The sequence below is a fragment of the Variovorax sp. KBS0712 genome, assembly GCF_006323185.2.
GTDB classification, from domain to species: Bacteria; Pseudomonadota; Gammaproteobacteria; order Burkholderiales; family Burkholderiaceae_C; genus Variovorax; species Variovorax boronicumulans.
Genome location: NZ_VCCD02000003.1, coordinates 287,933 through 314,850 on the forward strand (window position 1 = coordinate 287,933; position 26,918 = coordinate 314,850).

General features: G+C 68.8%; 24 protein-coding genes. 10 read left to right on the forward strand and 14 right to left on the reverse strand.

The annotated features are described in order from the left end of the window. Positions 1-38 precede the first annotated feature (38 nt). Together FFI97_RS26125 and FFI97_RS26130 are read right to left on the reverse strand one after the other, a co-directional pair. Positions 39-1,562, reverse strand: coding sequence for a tripartite tricarboxylate transporter permease (locus tag FFI97_RS26125; RefSeq protein ID WP_139700907.1), 1,524 nt, complete (start codon positions 1,560-1,562; stop codon positions 39-41). A gap of 10 nt (positions 1,563-1,572) precedes the next feature. Next, positions 1,573-1,995 (reverse strand): tripartite tricarboxylate transporter TctB family protein, encoded by a 423-nt coding sequence (locus tag FFI97_RS26130; RefSeq protein ID WP_354345540.1) that lies wholly within the window; start codon positions 1,993-1,995, stop codon positions 1,573-1,575. Between the two features lie 225 nt (positions 1,996-2,220). On the opposite strand from FFI97_RS26130, the gene FFI97_RS26135 reads away from it, so the two are divergent. Continuing rightward, on the forward strand, positions 2,221-2,610 hold the full coding sequence (locus FFI97_RS26135) for an energy transducer TonB (protein WP_139700905.1): 390 nt from the start codon (positions 2,221-2,223) through the stop codon (positions 2,608-2,610). Positions 2,611-2,638: 28 nt separating this feature from the next. Further along, entirely contained in the window at positions 2,639-3,022 is a 384-nt protein-coding gene (locus FFI97_RS26140; RefSeq protein WP_139700903.1) for an Imm1 family immunity protein, read from the forward strand. A 21-nt stretch (positions 3,023-3,043) separates the two neighbouring features. On the opposite strand, the gene FFI97_RS26145 is transcribed toward FFI97_RS26140, so the two are convergent. Next, on the reverse strand, positions 3,044-4,315 hold the full coding sequence (locus FFI97_RS26145; RefSeq protein WP_139700902.1) for an MFS transporter: 1,272 nt from the start codon (positions 4,313-4,315) through the stop codon (positions 3,044-3,046). A 98-nt stretch (positions 4,316-4,413) separates the two neighbouring features. On the opposite strand from FFI97_RS26145, the gene FFI97_RS26150 reads away from it, so the two are divergent. Continuing rightward, on the forward strand, positions 4,414-4,866 hold the full coding sequence (locus FFI97_RS26150; protein WP_139700900.1) for a GNAT family N-acetyltransferase: 453 nt from the start codon (positions 4,414-4,416) through the stop codon (positions 4,864-4,866). A gap of 40 nt (positions 4,867-4,906) precedes the next feature. Here the strand turns inward: FFI97_RS26150 and FFI97_RS33695 are convergent, their stop codons facing one another. The 6 genes from FFI97_RS33695 to FFI97_RS26175 form a co-directional block, all read right to left on the reverse strand. Next, the gene (locus FFI97_RS33695; protein ID WP_185993742.1) at positions 4,907-5,062 is read right to left on the reverse strand and encodes a hypothetical protein; all 156 of its coding nucleotides are present in this window, start codon (positions 5,060-5,062) and stop codon (positions 4,907-4,909) included. Positions 5,063-5,149: 87 nt separating this feature from the next. After that, on the reverse strand, positions 5,150-5,980 hold the full coding sequence (phnX, locus tag FFI97_RS26155; RefSeq protein WP_139700897.1) for a phosphonoacetaldehyde hydrolase: 831 nt from the start codon (positions 5,978-5,980) through the stop codon (positions 5,150-5,152). A gap of 41 nt (positions 5,981-6,021) precedes the next feature. Further along, complete coding sequence (locus tag FFI97_RS26160) at positions 6,022-7,155, reverse strand: TIGR03364 family FAD-dependent oxidoreductase (RefSeq protein WP_260685187.1); 1,134 nt, start codon at positions 7,153-7,155, stop codon at positions 6,022-6,024. Next, the gene (locus FFI97_RS26165) at positions 7,155-8,864 is read right to left on the reverse strand and encodes a putative 2-aminoethylphosphonate ABC transporter permease subunit (protein ID WP_139700895.1); all 1,710 of its coding nucleotides are present in this window, start codon (positions 8,862-8,864) and stop codon (positions 7,155-7,157) included. Before FFI97_RS26165 ends, FFI97_RS26160 begins: the two co-directional genes overlap by 1 nt. A gap of 324 nt (positions 8,865-9,188) precedes the next feature. Beyond that, positions 9,189-10,262 carry an ABC transporter ATP-binding protein gene (locus FFI97_RS26170; protein WP_139700893.1) on the reverse strand — a complete coding sequence of 358 codons (1,074 nt, stop codon included), beginning with the start codon at positions 10,260-10,262 and terminating at the stop codon, positions 9,189-9,191. 22 nt (positions 10,263-10,284) lie between these two features. Then, complete coding sequence (locus tag FFI97_RS26175) at positions 10,285-11,319, reverse strand: putative 2-aminoethylphosphonate ABC transporter substrate-binding protein (RefSeq protein ID WP_062481319.1); 1,035 nt, start codon at positions 11,317-11,319, stop codon at positions 10,285-10,287. A 206-nt stretch (positions 11,320-11,525) separates the two neighbouring features. Between FFI97_RS26175 and FFI97_RS26180 the strand changes: the two genes are divergently transcribed. Together FFI97_RS26180 and FFI97_RS26185 are read left to right on the forward strand one after the other, a co-directional pair. After that, entirely contained in the window at positions 11,526-12,086 is a 561-nt protein-coding gene (locus FFI97_RS26180; RefSeq protein WP_062481317.1) for a phosphonate degradation HD-domain oxygenase, read from the forward strand. A gap of 113 nt (positions 12,087-12,199) precedes the next feature. Further along, the gene (locus FFI97_RS26185) at positions 12,200-14,011 is read left to right on the forward strand and encodes an ABC transporter ATP-binding protein/permease (protein WP_144004531.1); all 1,812 of its coding nucleotides are present in this window, start codon (positions 12,200-12,202) and stop codon (positions 14,009-14,011) included. On the opposite strand, the gene queC is transcribed toward FFI97_RS26185, so the two are convergent. The 3 genes from queC to FFI97_RS26200 all read right to left on the reverse strand — a co-directional run bounded on the left by queC (position 13,993) and on the right by FFI97_RS26200 (position 17,557). Continuing rightward, positions 13,993-14,697, reverse strand: coding sequence for a 7-cyano-7-deazaguanine synthase QueC (queC, locus tag FFI97_RS26190; RefSeq protein ID WP_062481313.1), 705 nt, complete (start codon positions 14,695-14,697; stop codon positions 13,993-13,995). The two genes, FFI97_RS26185 and queC, sit on opposite strands and share 19 nt — an antisense overlap. An 86-nt stretch (positions 14,698-14,783) precedes the next feature. Then, entirely contained in the window at positions 14,784-15,269 is a 486-nt protein-coding gene (locus tag FFI97_RS26195) for a DUF1854 domain-containing protein (protein WP_175497053.1), read from the reverse strand. Next, on the reverse strand, positions 15,269-17,557 hold the full coding sequence (locus FFI97_RS26200) for an ABC transporter ATP-binding protein (RefSeq protein WP_139700889.1): 2,289 nt from the start codon (positions 17,555-17,557) through the stop codon (positions 15,269-15,271). The genes FFI97_RS26195 and FFI97_RS26200 overlap by 1 nt, the downstream gene beginning before the upstream one ends. Positions 17,558-17,696: 139 nt before the next feature. Between FFI97_RS26200 and cphA (FFI97_RS26205) the strand changes: the two genes are divergently transcribed. From cphA (FFI97_RS26205) to FFI97_RS26225, 5 genes are all read left to right on the forward strand, one after another. Next, entirely contained in the window at positions 17,697-19,940 is a 2,244-nt protein-coding gene (cphA, locus tag FFI97_RS26205; RefSeq protein ID WP_260685188.1) for a cyanophycin synthetase, read from the forward strand. Positions 19,941-20,059: 119 nt separating this feature from the next. Further along, a complete protein-coding gene (gene cphA / locus FFI97_RS26210; protein WP_139700885.1) occupies positions 20,060-22,627 on the forward strand; it encodes a cyanophycin synthetase in 2,568 nt (855 codons plus the stop codon). 207 nt (positions 22,628-22,834) lie between these two features. After that, positions 22,835-23,251 (forward strand): hypothetical protein, encoded by a 417-nt coding sequence (locus tag FFI97_RS26215; protein WP_139700883.1) that lies wholly within the window; start codon positions 22,835-22,837, stop codon positions 23,249-23,251. A 47-nt stretch (positions 23,252-23,298) separates the two neighbouring features. Further along, entirely contained in the window at positions 23,299-23,790 is a 492-nt protein-coding gene (locus tag FFI97_RS26220) for a hypothetical protein (RefSeq protein WP_095747442.1), read from the forward strand. A gap of 148 nt (positions 23,791-23,938) precedes the next feature. Further along, the gene (locus FFI97_RS26225; protein ID WP_062480564.1) at positions 23,939-24,208 is read left to right on the forward strand and encodes a hypothetical protein; all 270 of its coding nucleotides are present in this window, start codon (positions 23,939-23,941) and stop codon (positions 24,206-24,208) included. Positions 24,209-24,256: 48 nt separating this feature from the next. On the opposite strand, the gene FFI97_RS26230 is transcribed toward FFI97_RS26225, so the two are convergent. Beyond that, entirely contained in the window at positions 24,257-25,174 is a 918-nt protein-coding gene (locus FFI97_RS26230; protein WP_139700881.1) for a dihydrodipicolinate synthase family protein, read from the reverse strand. A 7-nt stretch (positions 25,175-25,181) separates the two neighbouring features. Further along, positions 25,182-26,918: an IlvD/Edd family dehydratase gene (locus FFI97_RS26235; protein ID WP_139700879.1), complete on the reverse strand. Its 1,737-nt coding sequence runs from the start codon at positions 26,916-26,918 to the stop codon at positions 25,182-25,184.

Genomic DNA, 26,918 nt, shown 5'->3' on the forward strand with positions numbered 1-26,918 from the left:
GCCCGCCGAAGGGGCGGGCGTTGTTCGGGCCTGTCGAGCTACTCCTGCGGTTCCAGCGCGACCGGCGCCGGCGCCCCGTTCTTCTTGCGCGCCTGCAGCACGAACGCCACCAGCTGCCACACCACGAAGACCGCGATCAGCCCCAGCAGCGTGCCGCTGATGGGCCGCGACACGAAGGTGCCGAAGCCGCCACGACTCAGCAGCATCGCGCGGCGGAAGTTCTCCTCGAGCATCGGCCCGAGGATGAAGCCCAGCATGAGCGGTGCGGCGTCGAGCTCCAGCCGCATGAACATGTAGCCCATGAAGCCGAACGCGGCGGTGATGAACACGTCCTGCAGGTTGTTGTTCACGCTGTAGGTGCCGATGCAGCAGAAGAACAAAATCGACGGGAACAGCACGCTGTACGGGATCTTGAACACCGAGAGCCAGTAGCGCACCAGCGGCACGTTCAGCACCAGCAGGAACACGTTGCCGATCCACATGCTGGCCACCAGGCCCCAGAACAGCTCGGGGTGGCTGGCGATCATGTTCGGGCCCGGCTGGATGCCCTTGATGATGAAGGCCGCCAGCATCAGCGCCATGACCGCGTTCTCGGGAATGCCGATGCTCATGAGCGGAATGAAGCTCGTGCGCGCCGCCGCTTCGTCGGCCGCCGCCTGGCCGGCCACGCCCTCGATGCAGCCGGTGCCGATCTCGTGCTTGTACTTGCTGACCTTCTTGTCCAGCGCGTACGCCGCGAACTGCGCAATGGTCGGGCCGCCGCCGGGCAGGATGCCCAGGATGGAGCCGACCACGCTGCCGCGCAAGGCGCTCGGAATGATCCGCTTGAACTCCGCCCAGGTCGGGATGAGGTTGATCTTGCCGTTGAAGGGCGAGCGCTCCTCGCGCGAGTCGAGGTTCTTGGTGATCTCGGCGATGCCGAAGCAGCCCAACGCAATGCTCACGATGCCCACGCCGTCGGTCAGGAACGGCATGTCCATCGTGAAGCGCGCCATGCCGCTGTTCACGTCGGTGCCGATGGTGCCCAGCAGCACGCCGATCATGCACATCGCCAGCCCGTTCAGCAGGCTGCCCGTGGTCACGAAGCTCACGCACACGAAGCCCACCAGCATCATCGCGACGTAGTCGGCCGGGCCGAACAGGAAGGCCACCTCGCCCAGCGTCGGCGCCAGGAACGACAGCACCAGGATCGCGACCGTGCCGCCGATGAAGCTGGAGAAGCCCGCCGTGAACAGCGCCAGGCCCGTCTTGCCCTTGAGCGTCATCGCGTAGCCGTCGATGCAGGCCACGATGCTGCTGGCGTGCGGGATCTTCATCGTGATCGCGCTCACGCTGTCGCCGTACTGCGCACCGTAGTAGATGCCGGCCAGCATGATCAGCGCGCCGGTGGTGGGAATCGAGTACGTCAGCGGCAGCAGCAGGCTGATGGTGGCCAGCGGCCCCAGGCCCGGCAGCAGGCCGACCAGCGTGCCCACCGTGCAGCCGATGGCGCAGTACATCAGGTTGTGCAGTGTCAGGGCGTGCGAGAAACCGAACGCCAGGTTGTTCAAAACTTCCGTCATGGTCGTGGCCTCAGAAAAGCGGCAGGTTCAGACCGAGCAGCTTCTGCAGCGCCAGCGCCATGGCGATCAGGCCCGCCGAGATCTTCACGTTGCGCAGCCACGAGTTGGAACTGCCCGCGAAGGCCGAACAGAACACCATGAAGACGATGCCCGCGATCATGTTCACGTACATCGAGATCAGCGCGAACCCGCACAGGCTCGACAGGATGAGTCCGATGTTCTTGAAGTTCAGGTCCAGCGTCACCGGCGCCACCACGAACGACCGGACCACCGTGGCCACGCCGATCAGCAGCAGCAGGCTGCTCACCATCACGGGGAACAGGCCCGGCCCCGCCCGGCTGAAATCGCCGATGGGATAGCGCAGCGCGGTCAGGCCGAAGGCCAGCGCGATCGCCATGAGGAACAGACCTCTGACAAGGTTTCTATTTTTCATTCATACGCTCACGGAGTGATGTGATTCGAATGCGCCCGCGACCGAGCAAAACCGGTGCGGGCGTGTCTCCGTCCGGAGGGAAGTTCCGGACGGATCGATGCTCTTTTTGCAAGCTGATCGGAATCTGACGCGGGCGCGAGGGGAACTACGTACCGGGCGCGAAGGCGGCGAACGCGCCCGGGTCACAATGCGCGGGGCCTCCTTTCGAAGGATTGCGGAACACCGATGAAGACACCACGCCACGCTCCCCGACACGCGCTCCTGGCGGGCGCCACCACCGCCGCGCTGCTCGCCGCCTGCGCGGCACCGCCGCCGCCGGCGCCCGGCGAATGGTCGCCGCAGCCCCCCAACCCGAACGCGCCCTACCCCGCCGAATCGCGGATGAACGGGGAGCAAGGCATGGTGCTGCTTCGCGTGCGCACCACGCCGGCCGGCCTGCCCGCGAGCGTCGAGGTGAAGGAATCGAGCGGCCACGCACGGCTGGACCGCTCGGCCGTCGAGACCGTCCGCACATGGCGCTTCAAGCCGACGCCGGATGACGGCACGGTGGTGTGGCGCGAGGTGCCGATCCGGTTCTTCATCACGTCGCCGCCGCAGCAGCCGACGATGAATTAGGAACGCCCGTCCGGACGCAAGACACGAGATGCCGCACGTGATTCAGATGACGCTCGACGATCGTTTGCTGGACATTTCGGCGCCGGGCCCGTGGGCCCGTGCGCTCGATCTGATGCAGTCGACCTCCCGGTTCGAGTTGTGGGTCAGCGTGCCGGACGGCCCTTCGATGTGCATGCTGCGCAACGGCGAGAGCGCCTGGCTCATGTACCTGCGGGAACCGGGCGACAGCGGCTTCAGGTCGGTGGGCGACACGCACCGGCCGGGCGTGGAAGTCTTCACGCTGGGCAACGGACAGGTCGACGAGTACCCGCGCGCGTGGTGCATCGATCTTGCACAGTGCCTTCAGGCCCTCGTCGATTTCCGCGACCGCAACGGCGCGCGGCCCGAATCGATCACGTGGTGCGAAAGCTAGGCGGCGCGATCTTTCACGGCCTCAGGCCGCCACCGCCACCCCACCCCGTCGCATCCGGCGCACCCTGAACAGCAGGAACGCCGCGATGCTCACGTTCACCAGGTTCCAGCCGATGCCGTTCAGGAAGGCCGCGTGGTAGCTGCCCGTCAGGTCGAACACCTTGCCTGACATCCAGCCGCCCAGCGCCATGCCGAACAGCGTGAACATCAGCACCGTGCCCACGCGCGCGCCGGCTTCCTTGGGCGGGAAGTGCTCGCGCACGATGATCGCGTACGAGGGCACGATGCCGCCCTGGAACAGGCCGAACAACGCCGAGATCACGTACAGCGGCACCAGCCCGTCGAAGGGCAAAAACAGCAGCAGCGCCACGCACTGCAGCACGCCGCCCAGCATCAGCGTGCGCAGCCCGCCGATGCGGTCGCAGATGGCGCCCGACACCAGCCGGCTCACGATGCCGAAGCCCAGCATCAGCGACAGCATCATCGCGCCCTGCGCCGGGCCGTAGCCCAGGTCGCCGCAGTAGGCCACGATGTGCACCTGCGGCATCGCCATCGCCACGCAGCAGGCCACGCCCGCCACGCACAGCAGGCCCTGCGCCGTGCCCATGCTCAGGCCGAAGGGCCGCGTCATGTCGCGCACCAGGGTGCTGCCGCCCGAGGCGTGCGACACCGGCGCCACTTCGGCCAGTGCCGGCGGGCGCGCGCGAAAGAACAGCGCCAGCAGCGCCATCGTCACGCCGCAGAAGATGCCCATGCCGATGTAGGTCTGGCGCCAGCCCACCTGCTCGACGAAGTGCTGCGCGATGGGCGGCCACACCGCGCCTGCGAGGTAGTTGCCGCTGGCGCACACCGCCACCGCGATGCCGCGCCGCTTGACGAACCACAGCGAGGTGTCGGCCACCAGCGGCGCAAAGGCCACCGAGCTGCCGAGCAGGCCGACCAGCAGCGCCTGCGCCACGGTGAAGGACACGATGCCTTCCGACAGGCCCGTGGCGATGTAGCCGGCGGCCAGGAAGACCGAGCCCATCAGCAACGGCTTCATCACGCCGATGCGGTCGGCCAGCTTGCCCATGAGCACGCCGCCGAAACCGAAGCCCAGCATGAGCAGCGTGTAGGGCATGGAGGCATCGGCGCGCGCCACGCCGAACTCGGCCTGCACGGCGGGCAGCATGACCGACACCACGTACATGCCGCTGCTGCCGACCGTCATGACCAGCAGCGTGAGCGCCAGGCGCACCATGGCGTAGCGCGAGTCGGGCTGGTGGACGATGGTTGTCTCTGGGGTCGTCTTCATTCTTCTTGTCTCCACGCGTGCATCGGGTGGCGCACGTCGTGTGTCATTCTCGCGGAAGGCCGCGCCCCCTGCTGCGCGTGCCCTCGAGCACCCGACGCATGCCCATCACCTACAGACAAGCCATTCCCGAAGACACGCCCGCGTGCCTCGACCTGCGCGGCCGCACGCGAGAGAACGCCTTCTCCGTCGCCGAGCTCGAGGCGCTCGGCATCACCCTGGAGAGCTGGCAAGCCGGCATCGCCGACGGCTCCCTGCCCGGCTACGTTGCGCTCGTCGACGGCGAGCTGGCGGGCTATTGCTTCGGCGAGCGCGACACCGGCGAGATCAGCGTGCTGGCGCTGCTGCCTGCGTACGAAGGCCAGGGCATCGGCAAGGCGTTGCTCGCACTGATGGTCGAAGAGTTCAAGGGGTTGGGCTTCCAGCGGCTCTTCCTGGGCTGTTCGCCCGACCCGCAGGTGCGCTCGCACGGGTTCTACCGGCACCTGGGCTGGAAGCCCACGGGCGAATTCGATGCGGCGGGCGATGAAGTGCTGGCGTACGTCCCGTCCTGAGACGTTCGCCGCGGCCGGTGCGCTGGACGCGCCGGCAGCCTCAGCCCACGAACGGCGCAGGTGCCGTCACCACGACGCTCGACGACCAGGCAGCCTTGGGCATCGGAATGCCACCCGGCTTGCGCTTGCCGTCGCAGCCCGCGGCCAGCAGTGCCGTGCCCAGGCAGAGAAGAAGGATCACGACGCGACTTCGCATGATGCAAGGCATCCTAGGCCTGCACCCCGGTGCGTCAAGTCGGACGGCGGCGCCAGCCGGCGTCGGTGAAGCGGACTTTTTTCTTCGTCAGCGCACGGCCGCCGGCCGCTCGCCGGCCTGCAGGCGGCGCTCGATGTCTTCCAGCACGTTCGGCAGGTCGGCCACGCTGTCGATCACGTAGTGCGCGCCGGCGGCCTGCAGCTCGGCGGTGGCGCGGGCGCGGCGGGCCTGCTGGCTGTCGGCGTCGAGCGCCTGCCACTCGGCCAGCGTCAAGCCGTTGACGTTGCCGCTGACCGACACGCCGACGGCCCAGGTGCCGGCGTTGAGGCCTTCCTGCAGGCCCACGCCGGTGTCGTCGACCTTGACGACGGCGTGCGGCGGCCACACGCCGAGGTCGGCGAAGCAGCGGTACATCATGAGCGGCGACGGACGCCCCGCCGCGAGGTCGCCCGCGCACACGAGGTTGTCGGGCGCATAGCCGCCGGCCGCGGCGATGGGCGTCACGACGTCCATGATCGGGCGGTTGTAGCCGGTGGTGGAGCCGATCTTCAGGCCGCGCTCGCGCGCCGCGTTGACGGCCTCGATCGCGCCCGGAATGAAGTCGGTGTGGTCGCGCACGCTGGCCGCGTTCATGGGCGTGAACACCTCGTACAGGCGGTCGACGTCGGCGTCGCTGAAGGCATGGCCGTGCTTCGCTGCCCACTGCGCGGCGATGCGCGGCTGCGTGCCCAGGGCCTTGATGTGGTCCCACTTGGCCATGCCCATCGGGGCGCGCGCCTCGTCGATGGTGATGTCGATGCCGAACTGTGCGAACAGCTTCACGAAGGCGCCCATGGGCGCGCAGGAACCGAAGTCGAGGATGGTGCCGGCCCAGTCGAAGACGACGGCCTGCAGCCTGGCATGGGAGTGGGCGTTCATGGCGAGGGAAAAAGAAAAAGGATGAAGAAAAGGGGCGACGCTCACCACGCGTCGAACACGTCGGCGGCAATGCCAAAGCCCGTGCTCGCGCCGCTGCCGCTGGTGACCAGCACCACGCGCGTGGCGTCGTCGGGCGCGTCGATCACGCAGGGCGTGGTCTTGGACGACGGGTACACGCCGGTCCAGCGTTCGGTGACCTGCGCGGTCTCGAGGTCGAGCGTGCTGTGCAGGTGGCGCAGGATGAGCTGGTCGACCGCCTCGATGGCGAAGGGTTCGGGCGCGTCGCCGTAGTGGTGCGAATCCCCGACCACCAGCGAGCCGTCGGCGCTCTGCACCACGATGAGGTGGATGCCGTGGTCGAGCGAGGCGCGCTCTTCCTGCATCAGCCGCTCGCGCAGCGCCACCGCTTCGGGCAAGCTGCTGTAGCCCTCGTAGCGGACCAGGCTCAGGTCGGTCATGACCGCGCCTGGCAGGCGAAAACCCGCCTCGGGCTGCACGCGCAGCATCTGCAGGCGGCACAGCGTGAGGTCGTGCGCGGCGATGCGGCCGGCGAACAAGCCGTGCAGCTCGGTGTTGGTGCAGACCACCACGCGCTCGCCGCGCAGGGTGCCGCGCGAGGTGCGCACGCGCGGGGTTTCGACCTCGTGCACGGTTTCGCCGAAGCGGAACACGACACCGTGCACCTCGGCCAGCCAGCGCGCGAGCAGACCGACGGCGGTGCGCGACTCGACGCGCAACTCGTGCGGGCTGAACAGCACCGAGCGCGCCTGCGCCAGGTTGAGGCCGGGCGCGCGCTCCTGCGCGTCGGCGGCGTCGATGAGCGCGCAGGCCTCGGCCATCGGCGTGCGCAGGAAGGCTTCGAGCACGGCATGCGCCTCGGGCCGGTACGCCGCGAGCCAGAGGTGGCGGTGCACGATGTCGATGCCGGCCTGCGGCGCGATGGCCTGCCACACGTCGCGTGAATGCATGGCGCGGCGCCACATGTCGCCCGGCGCCTGGCCGGTGACGGTGATGAAGCCGAAGTTGCGGATCGAGGCGCCCAGGCACGCAGCATCGCGTTCGACCACGCACACGCGCAGGCCGCGCTGCGCGGCGGTGTAGGCATGGGCCAGGCCGACGATGCCGGCGCCGACCACGATCACATCGAAGCTGTCGACGGACATGCTGGGGTTCATCAACGTTGTCTCCAGGCTTGCGTGCGCTTCAGCGCCCAGTACCCGGCCAGCGCGAACAGGCCGCGGCCGACGGCGGCCGTGAGCATGATGAGCGAGGCCATGGCGGCGGCAGGTGCCACGTCGCCGGCATCGTCCATGTTGAGCACGGCGATGGCGGCCAGCGTGGTCTGCGGCGAGTAGAGGAACACGACGGCCGACACGGTGGTCATCGCGTTGACGAAGAAGTAGCCGGCCACGTTGAGCACCGTGGGCAGCGCCACCGGCAGGTGCACGCGCCACAGCGTGCGCCAGAACGGCACGCCCATCGACTCGGACACCAGCTCGTACTCGCGGTCGAGCTGGCGCAGCGCGGTGAGCGAGGTGAGGTGCGCCACCGAGAAGAAGTGCGCCACGGTACAGATCACGAGGATCGCCATGCCGCCGTACAGGCCGTGCAGCGGGTTCGCCGCCGAGTTGAAGAAGAAGATGTAGCCCACGCCGAGCACGAGCCCCGGCACGGCGAGCGGCAGGTTGGCCAGCAGGTTCAGCAGCTCGCGCAGCAGGCCGAAGTGGCGCGGCTTCTCCACGAAGTAGGCCGACACGAAGGTGGCGAGCGCGCCTGCCACGGCCGCGCACAGCGCCAGGCGCAGCGAGTTGCCGTAGCTGCCCCAGCCGCCGCCGTCCATGTTGCTGAAATCGTAGTTCTTCAGCGAGGGTGTGAGCTTGTAGGGCCAGTAGCTGGCGAGCGAGGCGAACACGGCCATGCCGATCATCACGACGATGGCGATGGCGGTGAGCGTGCAGAACACGAGCAGTGCGCGGTCGCGCGATTTCACCGGCTCGGGCTGGTAGGGCGTGGCGCGCGCCGACAGCGCCGCGGCCTGCTTGCGGCGCACGCGCCGCTCGACGAGGAACGACAGCACGGCCGGAATCAGCAGCACGAGGCCGACCACCGCGCCCATCTGGAAGTTCTGCTGGCCGACCACCTGCTTGTAGATGTCGGTCGCGAGCACGCCGGTCTGGCCGCCCACGACCTTGGGCACGCCGAAGTCGGTGATGACCAGCACGAACACGACCATCGCGGCCACGATGAGGCCGTAGCGCGACGACGGCAACGTGACGGTGCGGAAGATGCGCCAGCGCGAGGCGCCCAGGGTCTGCGCGGCTTCGTACAAACGCCCGTCGGACGTGGCCATGGCGGTGGTGAGGATCAGCAGCGCGTGCGGCAGCGTCCAGAACACCGAGCCGAGCACGATGCCCAGCGGGCCGTAGATCGACAGGTCGCCCAGCAGCCCCTTGAACAGGCCCTGGTTGCCGAACAGGTAGATCAGGCTGATGGCCGGCAGCAGCGAGGGCGCGAGCAGCGGCATGAGCGCCACGGCGCGCAGCAGGCCCTTGGCGGGCATGCATGAGAGCGTGAGGCCGTAGGCGTACACGTAGGCGATGGCGGTGCACAGCACGGCGCTGATCACCGCGAGCAGCACGCTGTTGAAGGCCGACTGCACGAGTGCGGGGCTCTCGAGGTAGCGCGCGAAGTTGGTCAGGCCGACGAAGCTGCCTGCGCGGTCGTAGAAGCTCTGGCCGACGAGCGCGCCGACGGGGAGCGCGACGATCACGACGAGCAGCAGCACGACGAGCAGCACGGCGGCGCCGGTGAGCCAGCGTTCGCGGTCGAAGTGCATCGTGCGCGGTATTGTGATCGGGGCGAGGGCTTCGGAGGGAGTGCTCATGTTGTTCTTCTTGTTTCGTTGTTCGGGGCGCGTGCACAGGACACCGGGTACTCCCCTCCGCGAATGTCCCCCGGCCTGCGGCCTCCTCCTTGATTTCGCTGCGGGGAGCACCCAGTGCCCTGCGCACCAGGGCACGCTCTGCATTCGCGGCCGATCAACGACCGCTGCTGACAACGCTCGCGTCGACGGGGTGCCTTGCGCAGCGAAATCAAGGAGGAGCCCGAAGGGCGGGGGACATTCGCGGAGCAAGGTACCCCGTCGGCGGGAGCGCGCCCTGGATGGCAGCACACCACGCGACAAGGACCTCGCACACGCGACGTCATGTCATTGCGCCAGGACCGACAGCGCGTTCAAGGGAAGCTGGATGTGCACCATGCTGCTGGGCACCAGCGGCTCTTCGCCGCCGCTGCGCGCATCGGCGGGCAGCTCGGCCTCGATCTCGATGCCCAGCGGCTCGCAGGCCAGGCGGGCCGAGGTGCGGTTGCCGAAGAACTCGGTGTCGAGCAGGCGCGCGGCGAAGCTGTTGGTGCCGAGTTCGGAACCGAAGCGCTTCACCACCACATGCTCGGGCCGGATGCCCACGGTGGCTTGCGAACCGACGCTGAGGTTGCCCGGTGCGCAGAACAGTTCGCTGTCGCGCACGCGCACCTTGCCGTCGGCCAGCACGGTGGCGGGCAGCATGTTCATGCGGCCCACGAAGCCCGCCACGAAGCGGGTGCGCGGCTGGCGGTACAGCTCGTCGGGCGTGCCGGCCTGCTCGATGCGGCCGTTGTGCATCAGCACCACGCGGTCGGCCATCGAGAGCGCTTCTTCCTGGTCGTGCGTGACCATGATGGTGACGATGCCCAGGCGCTTTTGCAGCGCGCGGATTTCGCTGCGCAGCGTGGCGCGCACCTGCGCGTCGAGCGCGGAGAGCGGCTCGTCGAGCAGCAGCAAGCGCGGGTTGGGCGCCAGGGCGCGCGCCAGCGCGATGCGCTGCTGCTGGCCGCCCGAGAGTTGCACGGGGTACTTGTCGGCATGCGCGGTGAGCCCGACGAGGTCGAGCATCTCGCGCGAGCGCTTGGCCATCTCGCGTGCCAGGGCGCCCGTGGGGTGCAGGCCGTAGGCGATGTTCTGCGCCGCCGTGAGGTTGGGGAACAGCGCATACGACTGGAACACCACGCCGAAGCCGCGCGCCGCGGGCGGCAGGCCCGCGATGTCCTGGCCGCCGAGCAGGATTTGCCCGCTGTCGGCGCGCTCGATGCCGCACACGATGCGCAGCAGCGTGGTCTTGCCGCAGCCCGAAGGACCGAGCAGGCAGACGAACTCGCCGGGCTCGATGTCAAGGTCGATGCCGTCGAGCACGCGCGTGGCGCCAAAGGACTTGCCGATGCCGCGAAGAGAAAGAAAACTGGTCATGTGCGGCTGCCCGGAACCCCGATCACATTGGCTTTTTCTCGGCCTTGGCGTCGTAGCGCTTCGACCATTCCGTCAAGATGCGGTCGCGGTTGGCAGCGGCCCAGTTGAAGTCGTTCTTGGCCAGCAGCTTCTCGACGTCGCCCGGCACGAACTCGAGCTTTTCCTGGATGCCCGGCAGCGCGAGCACGGCGAAGTTCTTCGCGTACAGCTCGTTGGCCTGCTTGGTCACGGCCCAGTCGGCCAGGGCCTTGGCGGCGTCCTGCTTCTTGCTGGTCTTGATGATGCCGGTGGCTTCCATGTCCCAGCCCAGGCCTTCCTTGGGCAGCACGATGTCGATGGGGGCGCCGTCGCGCTTGGTCTTGTTGGCGCGGTATTCGAACGACATGCCGAGCGCGAACTCGCCGGCGCCGGCCTGGCGGCAGGGCTTGCTGCCCGAGAGGCTGTACACGCCGATGTTCTGGTGCAGCGCGTCCATGTACTTCCAGGCCTTGTCCTCGCCCATCATCTGGATCCAGCCCGACACCATGAGGTAGCCGGTGCCCGATGCCGCCGGGTTGGGCATGGTGATCTGGCCCTTGTAGACCGGGTTGGTCAGGTCGGCCCAGCTGGTGGGCTTGGGCAGGTTCTTCTTCGTGGCTTCGGCGGTGTTGAAGCAGATGGCCGACGACCACACGTCCATGCCGACCCACTTGGGCGGGTTGGCGGTGTCGCGCATGGTGGGCTTGATGGCGTCCAGGCCCTTGGGGGCGTAGGGCTGGAGCATGCCTTCCTTGTCCAGCAGCATCAGCGAGGTGGCGGCCAGGCCCCACACCACGTCGGCCTGCGGGTTGGCCTTTTCGGCCAGCAGCTTGGCGGTGACGATGCCGGTGGAGTCGCGCACGAACTTCAGCTCGATGGCCGGGTTCTCCTTTTCGAAGGCGGCCTTGTAGGCCTGCACCTGGTCGGCCTCGAGCGCGGTGTAGACCAGCAGCTCGGTGCGGCCCTGGGCCGAGGCGGCGAAAGCCAGCGAGAACAAGGCGGCGGGCACGGCGGCCCACATCAGACGACGATGCAGCATGGGAGATTCCCTCGAGGTAAGAACAGGCGGTGTACGCAAAAAGAAAACACGGCCGGGGCCGTGAACGCAGCGATGCTCGCAGCGCTATGTGACAAAGGTTTGTCACACGGCCGTACCCGCGCTGCGGCGTTTGCACTTTCGTCACACGGCTGTCATCGAGCGACGCGAGCCTGTACAGGCTGTCGCACCCGTTCTTTTGCAATTCCATGACACTCGACCTCGCCGAGATCGCTCGCCTGTTCGCCGAACGCGGCGGGCTGGCGTACGCGGGCGAGCCGGTGTCGCAGCTCGAACACGCGTTGCAATGCGCCTGGCTGGCCGAACAGGCCGGCGCCGGCGACACGCTCGTGACGGCCGCATTGCTGCACGACCTGGGGCACCTGCTGATCGCCGAGCACCAGACGCTGTCGCTCTCGCCCACCGAACTGGGCATTGACGACCGCCACCAGTACATCGCGCTGCCGCTGCTGCGCGGCGCCTTCGACGTGGCGGTGCGCGAACCGATCCGCCTGCACGTGGACGCCAAGCGCTACCTGTGCGCGACGCGCCCGGGCTACGTGTCGATGCTCTCGCCCGATTCGGTGCGCAGCCTGGCGCTGCAGGGCGGCGTGATGGACGACGACGCGGCGCAGCGCTTTGCCGGCCTGCCGTGGTCGGGCGACGCGGTGCGGCTGCGGCTGTGGGACGAAGCGGCCAAGGCCGAGGGGCTGCGAACGCCGCCGCTCGCGCATTTCCTGGCGACGGCGGCGCGCGTGATGCTGCGCTGAGGGCCGGCGGGACGAAGGGACGGCGGGCCGACTTTCAGCCCCGTTTAAGAAACATTTGTCTACGATGGTTTCCTCACGAGGTCCGGCGCCCCTGCGCCTGCGAGGAAATCCGCATGTCATCTGCTCCATCTCCCACCATCGCGGCGCGTGCCGGCGCGTTCGTCCAGGTCCTGCGCCGCGTGCTGCGGCTCGCGGCACCCTACTTCAGTTCGGACGAAGAAAAATGGCGGGCGCGCCTCATGTTCGCGGGCATCGTGGCACTGAACCTGGCGTACGTGTACGCGCTGGTGCTCTTCAACCAGTGGTACGGGCGCTTCTATGACGGGCTGCAGAACAAGGACGCGGTGGTCTTCTGGCGCGAGATCCGCGTGTTCGCCTGGCTGGCCTTCTTCAACATCGCGATCCAGGTGGCGAAGTTCTACCTGACGCAGCTGCTGCAGCTGCGCTGGCGCTCGTGGATGACCCGCCACTACCTCGGCCGCTGGATGGCCGACCGCACCTTCTATCACCTGGAGCTGGCGCGCTACGCGCAGGCCGACGGCACCACGCCCGACAACCCCGACCAGCGCATCCAGGAGGACATGCAGATGTTCACCAATGCCACCATGACGCTGTCGATGGAGATCCTGAACGCGGTGGTCACGCTGCTGAGCTTCATCGGCATCCTGTGGGGCCTGTCGGGCACCTTCGACCTGTCGCTGGGCGGCAGCACCTACCAGGTCGCCGGCTCGATGGTGTGGCTGGCGCTGGTCTATTGCGTGGTCGGCACGGTCATCACGCACTTCATCGGCCGGCCGCTGATCGGCCTGAACTTCCGCCAGCAGCGCTTCGAGGCCGACTTTCGCCACCACCTGGTGCGCGTGCGCGAGTACAGCGAAGCCATCGCGCTCGACCGCGGCGAGACGGTGGAGCGCGGCCAGCTCGACACGCGCTTCGGCGCCGTGCTGCGCAACTACCTGCAGCTGATCAAGAAGCAGAAGAACCTGGTCACCTTCACCGCGATGTTCGGGCAGGCGTCGGTGATCTTTCCGTTCATCGTGTCGGCGCCGCGTTTCTTCAGCGGCGCCATCCAGCTGGGCGCGCTGATCCAGATTTCATCGGCCTTCGACAAGGTGCAGGAGTCGCTGAGCTGGTTCGTCGCCAACTACGACCGCGTGGCCGTCTGGCGCGCCACCACCGACCGCCTGATCAGCTTCGACGACGCGATGCGCGCCCACGCCGCGCGCGAAGACGCCCTGCAGCGCGAAGAAGGCGCCGCCGCGCTGGGCACCAGCGACCTCACGCTCGCGCTGCCCAATGGCACGCAGCTGCTGGCCGGTGCCGCGCTGGCGGTGCGCCCCGGCGACAGCGTGCTGCTGCAAGGCCCTTCGGGCAGCGGCAAGTCGACGCTGTTCCGCGCCTTCGCGGGCATCTGGCCGTTTGCACGCGGCAAGGTGCAGGCCCCGGCCGACGCGGTCTTCATGCCGCAACGCCCCTATCTGCCCGACGGCAAGCTGCGCGAGGCGCTGACCTACCCGCACCCGGCCGCCGGCTTCAGCGACGACCAACTGCGCCAGGCGCTGGTCGATGCGCTGCTGCCCGACCTGGTGAACCGGCTCGACGACAGCGACGCCTGGAGCCAGAAGCTCTCGGGCGGCGAGCAGCAGCGGCTGGCGATCGCACGGGTGTTGTTGAAGAAGCCGGCGTGGCTCTTCGCCGACGAGGTGACCAGCGCGCTCGATGCACCGGCCGAAGCCGTGCTCTACCAGCGGCTGGCCGACACGGTGCGCGCGGGCGGCGGTGCGATGGTGTCGATTGCGCACCGGCCGGCGGTGGGCGATTTCCACGGCCAGCGGTGGACGCTGGTGCCGCAGGACGAAAGCGCAGCCGGCGGCGCGCGCTACCGGCTCGATACCTCTACAGCGGCTCAGGCCGCAGCGACGTAACGCTCCCAGCCCTTCTTGCGCAGATCGCAGGCCGGGCATTCGCCGCAGCCGTAGCCCCAGGCCTGGCGGTGTTCGCGGTCGCCGAGGTAGCAGGTGTGGGTTTCTTCCACGATCAGGTCGACCAGCGGCTGGCCGCCAAGGCGGTGGGCCAGCGCCCAGGTCTCGGCCTTGTCGATCCACATGAGCGGCGTCTCGATGACGAGGCGGCGCTCCAGGCCGAGCGACAGCGCCAGCTGCATGGCCTTCATGGTGTCGTCGCGGCAGTCGGGGTAGCCCGAGAAGTCGGTTTCGCACACGCCGGTGACGATCACCTGCAGCCCGCGCCGGTAGGCCAGCGCGCCCGCCAGCGTGAGGAACAGCAGGTTGCGCCCCGGCACGAAGGTGTTGGGCAGGCCGTCGGCCTGCATGGCGAAAGCGACTTCTTCGGTGAGCGACGAGCCGCCGAGCTGCGCCAGCGCGGCCAGCGTGAGCACGTGGTCTTCGCCCAGGCGCGGCGCCCATTCGGGAAAGCGCTCGCGGATCTTGGCGAGCACGGTGCCGCGCACGTCGAGTTCGACGCGGTGGCGCTGGCCGTAGTCGAAGCCCAGGGTTTCGACGCGCTGGTACTTGGACAGGGCCTCGGCCAGGCAGGTGGCCGAGTCCTGGCCGCCGGAGAAGAGAACTAGGGCGGTGGTGTGCAGGGGCATGTCCGTCAACGGCGGGGCCGTTGTAGTGCAAATGCGCGATTTTCGCAGCCGATCGATGCTGCGGGCCGCCCTGTTCTGCGCTGCTTCTAGAGAAAGCGCTCCAGCAGCTTGCGCGACGCGCGATCCAGCGCCTTCGCGTCGGGAATGCGGAACTGCACGCCGTGCGCGCTCGCGATGAGCAGCGCGCCGCCCTCGAGCCGGCGGATGTCTTCCTCGGCCTTGAGCACGAAGCTGGTGTCGCCGCGGTCGGTGCTCACGGTCCAGGTGCTGGGCACGCCGAAGCTGGACACGCCGTGCAGCTTCAGCAAGGTGGGCGCGAAGTCGCGCACCGCGAGCTCTTCGGTCAGCAGCGCCTGGGTGGGCGCGGGCAGCTGGTCGACGCGGTCGACCCACACGAGTTCGCGGCCTTCGCTGCCGACGAGCGACACGCCCTCGTTGGGCGCGCTCAGCGGAAAGGCGCGCACGGGCGTCACGCCCACGTGGTGCTCGCCCTGTGCGTCGGTCAGCACGAGGCGCCCGAAGGTGTCGCGGGCGAGTTCAAAGCTCATGTTGTTGGTATTGGTGCTGCTCATCACACGTCCCCTGCCGGATGGGCGGCGTGGCTCACGGCCAGCGGCGCCTGGGCGTTGGCGCGCTCGTCGGCGGCGCCCTCGCTCACGTCGTCTTCGTCGCCCTGGCGCAGCTGCGCCTGGTAGAGGCGCCAGTAGGCGCCCTGCTTGGCCATGAGCGCGTCGTGCGGCCCGACCTCGACCACCTCGCCGCGGTCCATGACCACGAGGCGGTCGGCCTTGCGCAGCGTAGACAAACGGTGGGCGATGGCGATGGTGGTGCGGCCCTGCACGAGGTTGTCGAGCGCCTTCTGGATTTCCTTTTCGGTCTCGGTGTCCACGGCCGACGTGGCCTCGTCGAGGATCAGGATGCGCGGGTCGATGAGCAGTGCGCGCGCGATGCTGATGCGCTGGCGCTCGCCGCCCGATAGGCCCTGGCCGCGCTCGCCCACCAGCGAGTCGTAGCCGTGCGGCAGGCGCAGGATGAAGTCGTGCGCGTGGGCCGCGCGGGCCGCCGCAACGACTTCTTCGCGCGTGGCGTCGGGCTTGCCGTAGGCGATGTTCTGCGCGATGGTGCCGAAGAACAGGAACGGCTCCTGCAGCACCAGCCCGACGTGGCGGCGGTAGTCGGCCACGGCGAAGCGGCGGATGTCGGTGCCGTCGACCTTGATGGCGCCGTCGGTCACGTCGTAGAAGCGGCAGATCAGGTTGACCAGCGTGCTCTTGCCCGAGCCGCTGTGGCCCACGAGGCCGATCATCTCGCCGGGCTCGATGGTCAGGTCGAGGTCGTGGATCACGGCGCGCGAGCCGTAGCGGAAACCGAGGCCGCTCATCTCGATGCGGCCCTGCACGCGCTCCACCTTCACCGGATTGGCCGGCTCGGGCACGTTGCTCACGTGGTCCAGGATGTCGAAGATGCGCTTGGCGCCGGCGGCGGCCTTCTGCGTGACCGAGACGATGCGGCTCATCGAGTCGAGCCGCGTGTAGAAGCGGCCGATGTAGGCGATGAAGGCGGTGAGCACACCCACCGTGATGCTGCCGCGCGCCACCTGCCAGATGCCGAAGGCCCAGACCACGAGCAGGCCGATTTCGGTGAGCAGCGACACGGTCGGCGTGAACAGCGACCAGGTGCGGTTGAGCTTGTCGTTGACCTGCAGGTTGTAGGCGTTGGCAACGCGGAAGCGCTCGGCCTCGCGGCGCTCCTGCGCAAAGGCCTTCACCACGCGGATGCCGGGGATGGTGTCGGCCAGTACGTTGGTCACTTCGGACCAGACGCGGTCGATCTTCTCGAAGCCTGTGCGCAGGCGGTCGCGCACGACGTGGATCATCCAGGCGATGAAGGGCAGCGGCACCAGCGTGACCACGGCCAGCAGCGGGTTGATCGAGATGAGGATGGCCGCCGTCATGACGATCATCAGCACGTCGTTGGCGAAATCGAGCGCGTGCAGCGACAGGAAGACGTTGATGCGGTCGGTTTCCGAGCCGATGCGCGCCATGAGGTCGCCGGTGCGCTTGCCGCCGAAGTAGTCCAGCGGCAGGGTCAGCAGGTGCTCGTAGGTGGTGGTGCGCAGGTCGGCGCCGATGCGTTCCGAGACCAGCGCCAAGAGGTAGGTGCGCGCCCAGCCCAGCCCCCAGCCGACCAGCGCCGCGATCAGCAGGCCGCCCAGGTACAGGCCGACCCGGCCGGAATCGATCTTCTGCCCGTTCTGGAACGGGATCAGGATGTCGTCCATCAGCGGGATGGTCAGGTACGGCGGGACCAGCGTGGCGGCCGTGGAAATCAGGGTCAGGACAAACCCGAGGATCAGCTGCTTGCGGTACGGCCCGGCAAAGCGGCCCAGGCGCAGCAGCACCCAGGTCGAGGGCGGGGTCTGCAGCTCGGTGTCGGTGCCGTCCACGTCGAGAAGTTCGGGCACCTCCTCTGTCGCCTTCGCGACAGCCGGCGCGGCGCGCTGGCCGAACAGCTTGAGCAGCTTCAGCGCCGCCGGCTGGCCGGCCAGGGTGTAGCGCCAGCGGGCGAGCTGTCCGGCAGGGCCGATGAGGTCGAGGGTTCCGACGCCTGCGTGGTCGGAAAGACGCATTTCCAAGGCCTGATCGGTGAGTGGCCACTCACACCACTCGCCACCGGATTCCAGGGCGATGAGCCGCTGGTCGGTCAGGGCGACGAGGCCCGTGGCGAAGCGAAGTTGGTCGTCGAGGTCAACCGCAAGTGTTACCGAAACGTTTTCAGCGCCTGCGAGTCGGCTTTTCAGCACGCCTGAGACCGCCTCCGTTTCGCCCGCCTGGGCGCCGACTGGATCGTGATGTTGCATTGTGTTTATTTGACTCTTGCCCGTCGCGGGCCGCTGGGACCGCGTCATGGCGTCCTTGGTCGGGCGCCGATTCTGACCGATCGCCATGGGTGCGCTTGAAGGCGCCGTGGTGCTCGGCCAAAGCACATCGAACGTTTGCATGACCCGTTTCGACGACATCCAATTGCTGCGCATCAACTATTTGCGCGGTCCCAACCTCTGGACCTACCGTCCGGTGCTCGAAGTCTGGCTCGACCTGGGCCAACTGGAAGACTTTCCCTCCAACAAGATCGACGGGTTCACCGACCGGCTGACCACCCTGCTGCCGGCGCTCATCGAGCACCACTGCGGCGTGGGCGAGCGCGGCGGGTTCATCCAGCGCCTCACCGAAGGCACCTGGTCGGGCCACGTGCTGGAACACGTCGTGATCGAACTGCTGAACCTGGCCGGCATGCCGACCGGCTTCGGGCAAACCCGCAGCACCTCGGAGCATGGCGTGTACCGCATGGTGTTCCGCGCGCGTGACGAGCAGGTCGCCCGCGTGGCACTCACCGAAGGCCACCGCCTGCTGATGGCGGCCATCAACAACGACCCGTTCACCGCCGCCGACGTGCAGACCGCCGTCGAGGCCGTCAAGGCCAAGGTCGAGGACTGCTACCTCGGCCCGAGCACCGCGGCCATCGTGTCCGCCGCCACCGACCGCGGCATTCCGCACATGCGACTGAACAGCGGCAACCTGGTGCAGCTGGGCTACGGCGCCAACCAGCAGCGCATCTGGACCGCGGAAACCGACTACACCAGCGCCATCGGCGAATCGATCGCCAGCGACAAGGAACTGACCAAGTCGCTGCTCGCCAGCTGCGGCGTGCCCGTGCCGCACGGCCAGGTGGTCGAGTCGCCCGAAGAAGCCTGGGAAGCCGCCGAAGACATCGGCCTGCCCGTGGTCGTGAAGCCGTCGGACGCCAACCATGGCCGCGGCGTGTCGCTCGAGCTGACCACGCGCGAGGAAGTCATGGCCGCCTTCGCGGTCGCCGAGCCCGAAGGCAGCGACGTGATGGTCGAGCGCTTCATCCGCGGCCACGAACACCGCCTGCTGGTGGTGGGCGGCGAGGTGGTGGCGGCCGCACGCGGCGAGATCATCACCGTGACCGGCGACGGCACCAGCACCGTGGCCGGGCTGATCGACAAGCAACTCAACAGCGACCCGCGCCGCGGCGCCGAAGAAGAATTCCCGCTCGACGTGATCGTGCTGGCCACCGACGCCAAGCTGCAGCTGGAGCTCAAGCGCCAGGAACTGGACGGCAACTCGGTGCCCGCCGCCGGCCGCGTGGTCACGATCCAGCGCAACGGCAACATGGCCTACGACTGCACCGACCTCGTGCACCCCGAGGTGGCGCATGCCGCCGTGCTCGCCGCCCGCGTGGTCGGCCTGGACATCGCGGGCATCGACATGGTCGCGCAAGACATTTCCAAGCCGCTGGGCCCGCAGGGCGGCGCGATCGTCGAGGTGAACGCCGGCCCCGGCCTGCTGATGCACCTGAAGCCGGCCATCGGCTCGCCGCGCCCCGTGGGCCGCGCCATCTGCGACCACCTGTTCCCGAACGACGCACCCGGCCGCATCCCCGTGGTGGGCGTGGCCGGTTCGCGCGACACCGCCGTGCTCGCGCGGCTGGTGGCCTGGCTCATCAACCTCGGCGGGCGCCACACCGGCCTGGCCTGCCGCGACGGCCTGTTCCTGGAACGCCGCCGCGTCGACGCACGCGACAGCGCCAACTGGGACGCCGGCCACCGCCTGCTCGTGAACCGCGCCGTCGAGGCCGTGGTGATCGAGAACGGCGCCGAGACCATCCTGCGCGACGGCCTGGCCTACGACCGCTGCGAGGTCGGCATCGTGACCGACCTCGAAGGCTGCGAAGCCCTGGCCGACTACGACATCACCGAGAGCGACCAGATGGTCAAGGTGCTGCGCACCCAGGTCGACGTGGTGCTGGGCGAAGGCACGGCCGTGCTGAACGCCGACGAGCCGCGCATCGCCGCGCTGGCGCCGCTGTGCGATGGCGCCGTCATCCTCTATGCGGCCGACCCGCAGGCCGCCGCGCTCGCCGCGCACCAGGCCGAGGGCGGCAAGGCCGTGCTGGTGCGCCAGGACCGCGTGGTGCTGGCCAACGGCACGAGCGAATCGTTCCTGCCCGGCCTGGGCCGACTGACCATCTGGCGCGCGACCCACGTCGGCGTGAGCCTCGAAAGCCTGCTGGCCGCCGTGGCCGCCGCCTGGGCCATGGGCATTCCGCTCAACCTGATCGGCGCCGGCGTCGAGGCCTTCGAAGCCGACCTGCAGGCGGCCCTGGCCTCGCTGCAGCTGTCGCAGGCCTCGCCCCTTTCGCCCCAACTACAACTGGCCTAACAATGCCCGCCCCCAGGCTCCGCGCACTTCGTGTCGCTTCGCCAACCCCCTCCCGGGGGCAACACCAGTGGCCCGGCAAAGCCGGTTCCACGGCGTTCCTTGAATAAGAACTTCGTGCCATGAAAGTCACCCGCATCCGCGCCCTGCGCGGCCCCAATCTCTGGAGCCGCCACACCACCATCGAGGCCGTCGTGGCCTGCGAAGGCGACGAGAACGCCGTCGGCAAGCTCGACGGGTTCGAAGCCCGCCTGCGCGCCCGCTTCCCGACCATCGGCGAGCTGCATCCGATGGTGCTCGGCCAGCCGCTGGCGCTGGCCCACGTGCTCGAGAACGCCGCCGTGGCGCTGCAGGCCCAGGCCGGCTGCGCCGTCAACTTCGGCAACACCGCGCCCACGACCGAAGAAGGCGTCTACCAGGTCACCGTGCAGTACACCGAGGAAGACGTGGGCCGCCGCGCCCTCGCGCTGGCCGAAGCGCTGATCCAGGCCGCGCTGGCCGACACCGCCTTCGACGCCGACGCCGCCATCACCGAGCTGCGCGACCTCGACGAATCGGAGCGCCTGGGCCCGAGCACCGGCTCCATCGTCGACGCCGCCGTGGCGCGCGGCATTCCGTACCGCCGCCTCACCAGCGGCAGCCTGGTGCAGTTCGGCTGGGGCTCCAAGCAGCGCCGCATCCAGGCCGCCGAGATCGACAGCACCAGCGGCGTGGCCGAATCGATCGCGCAGGACAAGGAACTCACCAAGCAGCTGCTCAACGCCGCCGGCGTGCCGGTGCCGCTGGGCCGCCCCGTGAGCAGCGCCGACGACGGCTGGGCCGCCGCCGAAGAAATCGGCCTGCCGGTCGTGGTCAAGCCGCAGGACGGCAACCAGGGCAAGGGCGTCACGGTGAACATCACCACGCGCGAGCAGCTGACCTCGGCCTACGACTCGGCCGCCGTGTACGGCGAGGTGATGGTCGAGAAATTCCTGCCCGGCTTCGACTTCCGCCTGCTGGTGGTGGGCGACCGCCTCGTGGCCGCCGCGCGGCGCGACCCGCCGCAGGTCATCGGCGACGGCAGCTCCACCGTGCGCCAGCTGGTCGACACCGTGAACCTCGACCCGCGCCGCGGCGAGGGCCACGCCACCTCGCTCACCAAGATCCGCCTGGACGACATCGCCATCGGCCGGCTCGAGTCGCAGGGCCTCACGCCCGAGAGCGTGCCCGAGCTGGGCCAGCGCGTCGTGCTGCGCAACAACGCCAACCTCTCGACCGGCGGCACCGCCACCGACGTCACCGACACCGTGCACCCCGAAGTGGCCGCGCGCGCCGTCGATGCGGCGCAGATGGTCGGCCTGCACATCTGCGGCGTCGACATGGTCTGCGAGAACGTGCTGCGCCCGCTCGAAGAACAACACGGCGGCGTGGTCGAAGTGAACGCCGCGCCCGGCCTGCGCATGCACATCTCGCCCTCGTTCGGCCGCGGCCGCGCGGTCGGCGAAGCCGTGATGGACACGCTGTTCGCGCCCGGCGACGACGGCCGCATTCCCGTGGTGGCCGTCACCGGCACCAACGGCAAGACCACCACCGCGCGCCTGATCAACCACATCATTGCCTCCAGCGGCCTGCGCACCGGCATGACGAACACCGACGGCGTGTACGTCAACGGCCGCCAGACCGACAGCGGCGACTGCAGCGGCCCCAAGAGCGCGCGCAACGTGCTGATGCACCCCGACGTCGACGCGGCCGTGTTCGAAGTGGCCCGCGGCGGCGTGCTGCGCGAAGGCCTGGGCTTCGACCGCTGCGAAGTGGCCGTGGTCACCAACATCGGCAGCGGCGACCACCTGGGCCTGAACTACATCACCACGGTGGAAGACCTGGCGGTGCTCAAGCGCGTGATCGTGCGCAACGTGGCCGCCGACGGCTACGCGGTGCTCAACGCGGCCGACGTGAACGTCGCCGCCATGGCGGCCGGCTGCCCCGGCAACGTGATCTTCTTCACCGCCGACCGCATGCACCCGGTGATGGCCACGCACCGCGCGCAGGGCAAGCGCACCGTGTACGTCGACCAGGACACGCTGGTGGCCGCCGAAGGCTCGTGGCGCGAACGCATCGCACTGCGCGACGTGCCGATCACGCGCGGCGGCACCATCGGCTTCCAGGTCGACAACGTGATGGCCTCGGTGGCCGCCGCGTGGGCCGTGGGCCTCGATTGGGACACCATCCGCAGCGGCCTGTCGAGCTTCATGAACGACGCGGCCGGCGTGCCCGGGCGCTTCAACGTCATGGACTACCGCGGCGCCACCGTGATCGCCGACTACGGCCACAACACCGACGCCATGAAGGCGCTGGTGTCTGCCGTGGACACCATGCCCGCCAACAAGCGTTCGGTGGTCATCAGCGGCGCGGGCGACCGGCGCGACTCCGACATCCGCGACCAGACCGCGATCCTCGGCCAGGCCTTCGACGACGTGATCCTGTACCAGGACGCGGCGCAGCGCGGCCGGGCCGACGGCGAAGTCATGGCGCTGCTGCGCCAGGGCCTGCAGGGCGCGTCGCGCACGCGCCAGATCGACGAGATCCGCGGCGAGTTCGTCGCCATCGACACGGCGCTGGCGCGGCTGCAGCCGGGCGACCTGTCGCTCATCCTCGTCGACCAGGTCGAAGAGGCGCTGGCCCACCTCGCGCAGCGCATCGCGCAGGGCTGATCCGCCCGCCCCGCAGCGCAGGAGGCCCGCCCTCCTGGCGCTGACGGACGTGTCCCACACGCAGGGGCGCGTCCGGCCCGCTCCACGGCGTGCGGCTTGTCCCACAGCCCCGCGCCACCGGCCGGCCCACACTGGGTCACCGGTCGCGCCCTGCGTTCTTTTGTTTTCTGTTTTCTGTTCGCACGGCGCGCCCCTTCAGGAGCCCCGATGACGACCCACACCTTCCGTTCCACGCTTTCAACCGCTGCCCTCGTGGCCGTCGGTGGCTTCTTCATGGCCGGCGCGCCGCTGGCCTCGGCCCAGGCGCCCGGCAGCGACGCCCGCATGCAGAAGGAGCGCGCCACCTGCGACGGCGTGCAACAGGACCGCGCGGCCTGCCTGCGCGAAGCCGGCGCCGCGCGCCAGGAAGCGGGACGCCAAGGCCTGACCACGCCGAGCGCGGGACGCGAAGACGCCAACGCGCTCGCACGCTGCCGCGAGCAACCCGTCGCCGACCGTCCGGACTGCGAAGCCCGCATCCGCGGTGGTGCGCGCACCTCGACCGAAGGCAGCGTGATGGGCGGCGGCGTGATCCGCGAAACCGTCACGCCGCTGCCGCCGCAGCCCGTGCAGCCGGTGCGCTGATCGCGCGAGGCCGGCTTTCACCCCGATACGCCAACAAGGAGCACACCATGCCAAACAATGCGCGTTCGATGATCTTTGCACTGCTCGCACTCAGCGGGCTGGCCACCACCACCATCGCCACGGCCGCCCGTGGCGACGGCGGCGGCAGCACCTACCAGCAGGAGATTGCGGTCTGCGGCCACAACCAGCAGGACCGTGCCGCCTGCATCCGCGAAGCCGGCGCCGCGCGCCAGGCCGCGGCGCGCGGCGGCCTCACCTCCGCGCCCGACTACCGCGCCAACGCCGTGGCCCGCTGCGGCCTGCAGCCGCCGGCCGAACGTGCCGACTGCGAAGCCCGCGTGCTGGGCAGCGCGGGCAACATCCGCAGCAATGTCGATGGCAGCGTGATGGGTGGCGGCGTGATCCGCGAATCAGTCTCGACCCGCGTGGTGAACATACCGGCCGCCACGCTGCCGCCGCCGATGGCCGCGCCGATGCCGGCACCGATGCCTGCGGAACCGATGCCGATGCCCATGCCGCGCCCCGTGCCGGTGCAGTGACCCGGTGCGCATCGCCCGGAATGCGCCTCGGTGATAACACCGACGACACGTTCGCGGGCGATGCCCTCGTTTGTCATCAAATCGTCACAAAATACAGGCATGTGCTAGCTATAGTTCCCGGTCCCTGCCAACCGAGGAACACTTTCCCATGAATGCCATCAAGGTCGCTCGCCGATTCATTGAAACGGACCCGGCCAACGAATCGGCCAAGATCCTTGCCCAACTCGTGCTGGCGCTCGAAGCCGAACGCAGCTTCGAGTTGATCACGCTCTACAGCCTCGACTACAAGAGCTTCCAGCTTGCGATGGACATCCTGAAGGAGTGGCGCCTGGACCGCTACTACGCCAGCAAGTCCAAGCTGTTCGATCTCTCGCTGCAAGTCACCGAGCTCGAAGCGGGCAACAGCGCCGCGTCCTGAGCCCGTCCCATGGCGGTCCGGTACCTGGCGTACCCGGGCCCGCCTTTTTCATTTCCCCCAGCGCAACACCAACGGATCGAGCCGCCGCGCGGTCTCGATGAGGCCGGCGCGCGTCTCGGGATGCAGCGCGGGCAGCGGATGCCGCGGCGCCTCGCAGGCGATCACGCCGCCTTCCTTCATGAGCGCCTTGCAGGCCAGCAGGCCCGCCTGGCGGTTCTCGCAGTTGATGAGCGGCAGCCACCGCTGGTACAGCGCGAAGGCCTGGTCGCGGTCGCCTGAACGGTGCGCCTCGATGATCGGGCGGATGCCGTCCGGATAACCGCCGCCGGTCATCGCACCGGTCGCGCCGGCATCGAGGTCGGACATCAGCGTGATGGCCTCTTCGCCATCCCACGGGCCTTCGATGGCATCGCCCCCCAAACGGATCAGCTCGCGCAGCTTCGACGCGGCACCGGCGGTCTCGATCTTGAAGTACGCGACCTGCTCGATCTCTTTCGCCATGCGCGCGAGGAACGGCGCCGACAGCACCGTGCCGCTGGCGGGTGCGTCCTGGACCATGATCGGAATCGCGACCGCATCCGAGAGCCGCGCGTAGAACTCGTGGATCTGCGGCTCGGGCACGCGGAAGGTCGCGCCGTGGTACGGCGGCATCACCATCAGCATCGCCGCGCCCATCGCCTGCGCGCGGCGGCTGCGCTCGGCGCAGACCTGGGTGCTGTAGTGCGTGGTCGTCACGATCACCGGCACGCGGCCCTTCACGTGGTCGAGGATCGTGCGCGTGAGCACTTCGCGCTCGTCATCGGACAGCACGAACTGCTCGGAGAAATTCGCGAGGATGCACAGCCCGTCGGAGCCCGCGTCGATCATGAAATCGACGCAGCGCTTCTGGCTTTCGAGATCGAGCGCGCCCTGTTCGGTGAAGGTGGTGGGCACCACCGGGAAGATGCCGCGGTATCGGGGGGTCATGGTGAGATCAGTGGGAGTGACGGGGAACGGCCGAGCCTCTGCAGCCGACCAGGAAATCGAAGTCGCAGCCTTCGTCGGCCTGCAGCACGTGGTTCACGTAGAGCTTCTGGTAGCCGCCGCCGCGCGTGCTCATCGGCTGCGCATCGGAGGCGGACAACGACGCGAGGCGCGACGCGAGTTCCTCGTCGCTGATGTCGAGGTGCAGCCGCCCCGCATCGCAGTCGAGCTCGATCCAGTCGCCATCGCGCACCGCCGCGAGCGGCCCGCCGTCGGCCGCTTCAGGCGCGACATGCAGCACCACCGTGCCATACGCCGTGCCGCTCATGCGCGCGTCGGAGATGCGCACCATGTCCTTCACGCCCTGGCGCAGCAGCTTCGGCGGCAGCCCCATGTTGCCCACCTCGGCCATGCCGGGGTAGCCCTTGGGGCCGCAGTTCTTCAGCACCATCACGCAGCTCGCGTCGATGTCGAGGTCTTCATCGACGATGCGCGCCTTGTAGTGCTCCAGGTTCTCGAACACGACGGCACGGCCCCGGTGCTTGAGCAGCTCGGGCGTGGCCGCCGAGGGCTTGAGCACCGCGCCGCGCGGCGACAGGTTGCCGCGCAGGATACGGATGCCGCCGTCGGCGATGAGCGGGTTGTCGAGCGGGCGGATCACCTCGTCGTTGAGGCTCGGCGCCTCGCGCACGTTGTCCCAGAGCGACTGGCCGTTCACGGTGAGCGCGCCGGGGTGCGGCAGCAGTCCGTTCTCGCCGAGGCGGCGCAGCACGGCGGGCAGGCCGCCCGCGTAGTAGAACTCTTCCATGAGGAAGCGCCCCGAGGGCATGAGGTCGACGATGGTCGGCGTGTGGCTGCCGATGCGCGTCCAGTCTTCCAGTTCGAGCTCGACGCCGATGCGCCCCGCGATCGCCTTCAGGTGGATCACCGCATTGGTCGATCCGCCGATGGCCGCGTTCACGCGGATCGCGTTCTCGAAGGCCTCGCGCGTGAGGATCTTCGACAGCGTGAGCCCGTCCTTGGCCATCTGCACCGCGCGCGCACCCGACATCTGCGCCAGCACGTAGCGCCGCGCATCGACCGCCGGAATCGCCGCGTTGTGCGGCAGCGAGGTGCCCAGCGCCTCGGCCATGCAGGCCATGGTGGAGGCCGTGCCCATCGTGTTGCAGGTGCCCGCCGAGCGCGACATGCCGCCCTCGGCCGAGAGGAACTGGTGCAGGTTGATCTCGCCCGCCTTCAGCGATTCGTGCAGCTGCCACACGGCTGTGCCCGAGCCGATGTCCTTGCCGTCGAGCTTGCCGTTGAGCATCGGCCCGCCCGTGACCACGATGGCCGGGATGTCGCAGCTGGCCGCGCCCATCAGCAGCGCGGGCGTGGTCTTGTCGCAGCCCGTGAGCAGCACCACCGCATCGACCGGGTTGCCGCGAATGGCTTCTTCCACGTCCATGCTCGCGAGGTTGCGCGTGAGCATCGCGGTGGGCCGCAGGTTCGATTCGCCGTTCGAGAACACCGGGAACTCGACCGGGAAACCGCCCGCCTCCGAGATGCCGCGCTTCACATGCTCGGCGATCTTGCGGAAGTGCGCGTTGCAGGGCGTGAGTTCCGACCAGGTGTTGCAGATGCCGACGATGGGGCGGCCGTCGAACTCGTGGTCGGGGATGCCCTGGTTCTTCATCCAGCTGCGGTACATGAAGCCGTTCTTGTCGGCGGAGCCGAACCATTCGGTCGAGCGCAGTTTCTTTGTCAT

Excerpts from the sequence above, each read along its gene's own strand:
- FFI97_RS26170 (WP_139700893.1), bottom strand. The coding sequence starts at position 10,262 with ATGACCAGTTTTCTTTCTCTTCGCGGCATCGGCAAGTCCTTTGGCGCC.
- phnX (WP_139700897.1), bottom strand. The coding sequence starts at position 5,980 with ATGAACGCCCACTCCCATGCCAGGCTGCAGGCCGTCGTCTTCGACTGG.
- FFI97_RS33695 (WP_185993742.1), bottom strand. The coding sequence starts at position 5,062 with ATGCGAAGTCGCGTCGTGATCCTTCTTCTCTGCCTGGGCACGGCACTG.
- FFI97_RS26225 (WP_062480564.1), top strand. The coding sequence starts at position 23,939 with ATGAATGCCATCAAGGTCGCTCGCCGATTCATTGAAACGGACCCGGCC.
- FFI97_RS26135 (WP_139700905.1), top strand. The coding sequence starts at position 2,221 with ATGAAGACACCACGCCACGCTCCCCGACACGCGCTCCTGGCGGGCGCC.
- FFI97_RS26185 (WP_144004531.1), top strand. The coding sequence starts at position 12,200 with ATGTCATCTGCTCCATCTCCCACCATCGCGGCGCGTGCCGGCGCGTTC.
- FFI97_RS26230 (WP_139700881.1), bottom strand. The coding sequence starts at position 25,174 with ATGACCCCCCGATACCGCGGCATCTTCCCGGTGGTGCCCACCACCTTC.
- FFI97_RS26200 (WP_139700889.1), bottom strand. The coding sequence starts at position 17,557 with ATGCAACATCACGATCCAGTCGGCGCCCAGGCGGGCGAAACGGAGGCG.
- queC (WP_062481313.1), bottom strand. The coding sequence starts at position 14,697 with ATGCCCCTGCACACCACCGCCCTAGTTCTCTTCTCCGGCGGCCAGGAC.
- FFI97_RS26220 (WP_095747442.1), top strand. The coding sequence starts at position 23,299 with ATGCCAAACAATGCGCGTTCGATGATCTTTGCACTGCTCGCACTCAGC.
- FFI97_RS26125 (WP_139700907.1), bottom strand. The coding sequence starts at position 1,562 with ATGACGGAAGTTTTGAACAACCTGGCGTTCGGTTTCTCGCACGCCCTG.
- FFI97_RS26235 (WP_139700879.1), bottom strand. The coding sequence starts at position 26,918 with ATGACAAAGAAACTGCGCTCGACCGAATGGTTCGGCTCCGCCGACAAG.
- FFI97_RS26160 (WP_260685187.1), bottom strand. The coding sequence starts at position 7,155 with ATGAACCCCAGCATGTCCGTCGACAGCTTCGATGTGATCGTGGTCGGC.
- FFI97_RS26215 (WP_139700883.1), top strand. The coding sequence starts at position 22,835 with ATGACGACCCACACCTTCCGTTCCACGCTTTCAACCGCTGCCCTCGTG.
- FFI97_RS26180 (WP_062481317.1), top strand. The coding sequence starts at position 11,526 with ATGACACTCGACCTCGCCGAGATCGCTCGCCTGTTCGCCGAACGCGGC.
- cphA (WP_139700885.1), top strand. The coding sequence starts at position 20,060 with ATGAAAGTCACCCGCATCCGCGCCCTGCGCGGCCCCAATCTCTGGAGC.
- FFI97_RS26165 (WP_139700895.1), bottom strand. The coding sequence starts at position 8,864 with ATGAGCACTCCCTCCGAAGCCCTCGCCCCGATCACAATACCGCGCACG.
- FFI97_RS26145 (WP_139700902.1), bottom strand. The coding sequence starts at position 4,315 with ATGAAGACGACCCCAGAGACAACCATCGTCCACCAGCCCGACTCGCGC.
- FFI97_RS26140 (WP_139700903.1), top strand. The coding sequence starts at position 2,639 with ATGCCGCACGTGATTCAGATGACGCTCGACGATCGTTTGCTGGACATT.
- cphA (WP_260685188.1), top strand. The coding sequence starts at position 17,697 with ATGACCCGTTTCGACGACATCCAATTGCTGCGCATCAACTATTTGCGC.
- FFI97_RS26175 (WP_062481319.1), bottom strand. The coding sequence starts at position 11,319 with ATGCTGCATCGTCGTCTGATGTGGGCCGCCGTGCCCGCCGCCTTGTTC.
- FFI97_RS26130 (WP_354345540.1), bottom strand. The coding sequence starts at position 1,995 with ATGAAAAATAGAAACCTTGTCAGAGGTCTGTTCCTCATGGCGATCGCG.
- FFI97_RS26150 (WP_139700900.1), top strand. The coding sequence starts at position 4,414 with ATGCCCATCACCTACAGACAAGCCATTCCCGAAGACACGCCCGCGTGC.
- FFI97_RS26195 (WP_175497053.1), bottom strand. The coding sequence starts at position 15,269 with ATGAGCAGCACCAATACCAACAACATGAGCTTTGAACTCGCCCGCGAC.